Annotated in this window: 2 protein-coding genes and 1 pseudogene; 2 read left to right on the forward strand and 1 reads right to left on the reverse strand. The window is 49.4% G+C overall.

What is annotated here, in order from left to right; all coding sequences use genetic code 11:
* Nucleotides 1–44 precede the first annotated feature (44 nt).
* Both PF479_RS20750 and PF479_RS07780 read left to right on the forward strand, forming a co-directional pair.
* Nucleotides 45–113, forward strand: a pseudogene (locus PF479_RS20750) (AraC family transcriptional regulator); the annotation flags it as partial.
* Nucleotides 114–188: 75 nt separating this feature from the next.
* Nucleotides 189–1,580, forward strand: coding sequence for an MATE family efflux transporter (locus PF479_RS07780; RefSeq protein ID WP_298004508.1), 1,392 nt, complete (start codon nucleotides 189–191; stop codon nucleotides 1,578–1,580).
* Here the strand turns inward: PF479_RS07780 and PF479_RS07785 are convergent.
* Nucleotides 1,519–3,699 carry a heavy metal translocating P-type ATPase gene (locus PF479_RS07785; RefSeq protein WP_298004511.1) on the reverse strand — a complete coding sequence of 727 codons (2,181 nt, stop codon included), beginning with the start codon at nucleotides 3,697–3,699 and terminating at the stop codon, nucleotides 1,519–1,521. The genes PF479_RS07780 and PF479_RS07785 overlap by 62 nt on opposite strands.
* Between the last annotated feature and the right edge of the window lie 256 nt (nucleotides 3,700–3,955).

A 3,955-nucleotide genomic window follows, 5' to 3' on the forward strand; every position in this document is an offset into this window, starting at 1 on the left:
ACATCACTGAATTTGCCTTCAGAACAGCCTTTGACGACAGCTAATACTTTTCCAGGAAATTTCGAAAAGTCATGGGTGTCACTCCAACCCGGTACAGAAAAACAGATGAATAGCAGGAAATCCAAAGATCTCCCGGGGCGGAAACGCTCCATGGACTAATCATTCAAGCAGGAGTATTATGGCTCTGCATGAATGAACAGCCTCTGACCGTATCCCGGAACATAAATATAATCTCCCGGCTGAAACAAGATGGAAAAAGCTTTAAAAAACTTTTGATTCTGGCTCTGCCCATTGCGGCTCAAAATCTGGTTCAAACCCTGCTCAACCTTGTGGATACCCTGATGATTGGTCAGCTGGGAGAGACATCCATTGCTGCCGTAGCCCTGTCCAATCAGATCTTCTTCCTGATCCTTCTCCTTCTCTTTGGCATCAGCAGCGGTTCATCCGTATTTGTCGCCCAGTTCTGGGGTAAAAAGGATATCCCTGGAATCCACAGAGCCCTGGGAATGGCTCTTGTCCTGGGTTTATTGGGAGCGGCCCTGTTCACCCTGGCATCACAACTCTTTCCGGCTCAGATTTTGGGCCTCTACACCAAAGATCAGAGGGTTATTGAGGCTGGCATTCCCTACCTCAGGATAGCCTCGGTAAGCTATATGTTTACCGCAGGAACCATCGTCTACCAGGGAGTGCTGCGAAGCACCGGTGTCGTCAAGCTTCCCCTGTTTCTCTCCGTCACGGCACTGAGTCTAAACGCTTTTTTCAATTATGCCCTCATTTTTGGAAAGTTCGGCCTCCCCCAGATGGGAATGACAGGGGCCGCTCTGGCAACATCGGGTGCGAGAATAATAGAAATGCTCTCTCTTGTCCTGATTATCTATCTTAAAAAATACCCTATCGCCGGTTCTATCAGGCAGATGATCCAATTGAACAGAAAATTCGTCAAACGCTTTTTCCATAAGGTAAATCCGGTCATCCTGAATGAAATTGGATGGTCCTTCGGAATGACAATGTTCACCCTGGTCTATGCGCGGATGGGGACGGAAGTTCTGGCGGCTTATAACATCATGGATACCTTTTCCAGACTGACCTTTGTCCTCTTTGTTGGGACAGGTAACGCGACAGCCATAGTCCTTGGAAACATGATTGGTGAAGGACTTCAGAAAGAAGCGAGGCGTAGTGCCAAGACCATCCTGATGGTGGCACCCCTTGTAGCCGCAGTTGTGGGGATTATCATTTTTACTCTGGCTCCCTACGTCCCGGGACTCTTCAATATATCCGAATATGTGGGGAACCTGATCGTCCAGATGCTCCGGATCTTTACAATTGTCCTGTTTGTGAAGGTTTCAAATATGCATATTATTATTGGGATACTCAGGAGCGGAGGAGACACTCATTTCTGCGCCGCCCTGGAGCTCATCCCCCTGTGGTTTATCAGTATTCCCCTGGTAGCCTTTGCGGGACTAGTGCTGAAACTGCCGCCCCCCATGGTCTATCTGCTGTGTCTGAGTGAGGAGCTGATCAAGTACCTGACAGGACTATCCCGGGTTCTCTCAGGGAAGTGGATTCACGACCTGACATGATCCTCAGCACATTGAGGATCGCCAGCAGAGCCACTCCCACATCCCCAAAAATAGCCAGACCCATGCCGGCATAACCCAGGGTTGCCAGAATAAGAATCACCGTTTTTATCCCCAGAGCCAAGATAATATTCTGCATCACAACCCGTCTTGTTTTCCGGGCAATTTTAAAAGCATTCACCAGACGGGCAGGCTCATCCGCCATGAGGACGATATCCGCTGCCTCGATGGCCGCATCAGACCCCAGGCCACCCATGGCGATTCCAACATCTGCACGGGCCAGTACCGGGGCATCATTGATACCGTCTCCCATAAAGGCCGTTTTTGCACCAGAGGCAATAGACTTCTCTACAGCCTCGACTTTCTGATGGGGCAGGAGGTTTGCATAAAAACCATCCAGATCCAATTTAGAAGCCACCGATTCTGCCGTTGCGGCATTGTCTCCTGTCAGCATAATGATGGATTTAATTCCGAATTTTCTCAGATCTTTCAGTGCCTGAACAGTATCCGGGCGGATCTCATCGGAGAGCAGAATAGTTCCCTGATAGATAGTGTCGAGAGCAACAGCAATCCTTGTCCCTCCCGATCTCATTTCTGAAGAGGCTTCCTGAAAATCAGAGGATAGGAGGTTAACACCTGATTTTTCCAACCAATCCCTTTTCCCTATGCTGATAATTTGATCCCCGGAACGGGCACGGATACCCTGGCCGGCAAGCTCTTCTACCGAGTCGGGATACAGAGCTGAGCCGCCCCTTTCTTTCCAGGCTCTGAGGAGAGACTCGGCGATAGGATGTGTTGAGCCTGATTCAGCCAGGACTGCCAGCCTCAGGAGAGTCTGATCATCAACACCCGGGGCGGGGTGAAGGGATGTCAGAGAAAAAACACCTTTCGTGAGGGTCCCCGTTTTATCCAGAAAGACCGTATCAATCGAATTCAAGGCTTCCAGAAAATTACCGCCCTTCACAAGGATTCCTTCTTTTGAGGCCCTTCCTATACCGGCAAAGAATCCCAGAGGGATGGAAATAACCAGGGCACAGGGACAGGAGACGACCAGAAACACGAGAGCCCGGTACAACCAGTCCCGAAAATTAGCTCCTTCGAACAGCATTGGGGGAACCACAGCCAGCAGGGCCGCCAGTCCTACAACAACAGGGGTATAGTAACGGGCAAAGCGGGTAATGAACTGCTCCGACCTTGCCTTGCGGCTGCTGGATTCCTCCACCATCCGAATAATCCTGGCATAAGAGGATTCAGAAAGACTCTTGGTTGATTTGACTTCCAGCAGAGCGTCCCTGTTTACATAACCGCTCAAGACAGGGCTTCCTTCGGTGACTTGTCTGGGATAAGATTCTCCCGTGAGAGCAGAAGTATCCACGGATCCCTGCCCCTTGATCACGACGCCGTCCAGGGGGATTCTATCTCCCGGTCTGAGACGGTATAGAGTCCCGGGTTTCACAAGATCCGGGGCAGTTTCCACAATTAAGGTCCCAGCTATGACCTGAACCAGTCCCGGTTTGGAATCCATGAGGCTCCGGATAGACCGGCGGGACCGGTCGACTGCCAGATCCTGAAAAAACTCACCCAGCTGATAAAAAAGCATGACGGCGACAGCCTCTGGAAACTCCTGAATAGCAAAGGCTCCCGCAGTCGCCAGAATCATCAGAAAATTTTCATCCAGAAAGCGGCCGTTCTTCATGTTCTTCAAACCGCTGTATAAAACACTCCGGCCGATCAGGAGGTAGGAGGTTCCATACAGAGCAATCCCGGGGATCAATCCCAGTGAGACTTTCCCTCTTATGAATACAAGTACAAAGAAGAGAAGAGCCCCCAGGATCTCGGGGATCTTCTTCAGCAAGGCAGCGCCGGGATGGTGTAGCGATGGTGGGGCAGCGATGCCTTTCCTGCCTTCCACAAGAATGCCGTCTTCAATGGAATCCACCAGATTCTGAAGCTCCAGCCTGTTTTCTTCTTTCAAACCGGCTCCATCCAGATATAAAATCTGTGTGGCCAGATTGACCCTGGCTTCTTTCACCCAGTCCAATTCATTGACTTTATCTTCTATGACAGAGGCGCAGTGAGAGCAGCTCAGTCCTGTTAGTATAAATTCATTTTTCTGCACCATAATCCAACCTCATAAAATCCACACACATAAGCGTGTGCTTATATGTTCACATTAAAGAAATGTCTGCTTCCTGTCAATAAACAGATTCTAAAAATTGGCAAAAATCTCCTCCGGAGCTTAGGATATAAACAGCAAGCTTAGCAGTCTGTCGGACTTAGTGCTTTTGAAACTATTTTTAGAGATTTTTCTTCTATTTTAGGAACGAATGAGGAGAATATCGAGCATATTTGACAATTGAGTGACGAAGAAGAGATGA

It is taken from the genome of Oceanispirochaeta sp. (assembly GCF_027859075.1).
Classification (GTDB): Bacteria; Spirochaetota; Spirochaetia; order DSM-2461; family DSM-2461; genus Oceanispirochaeta.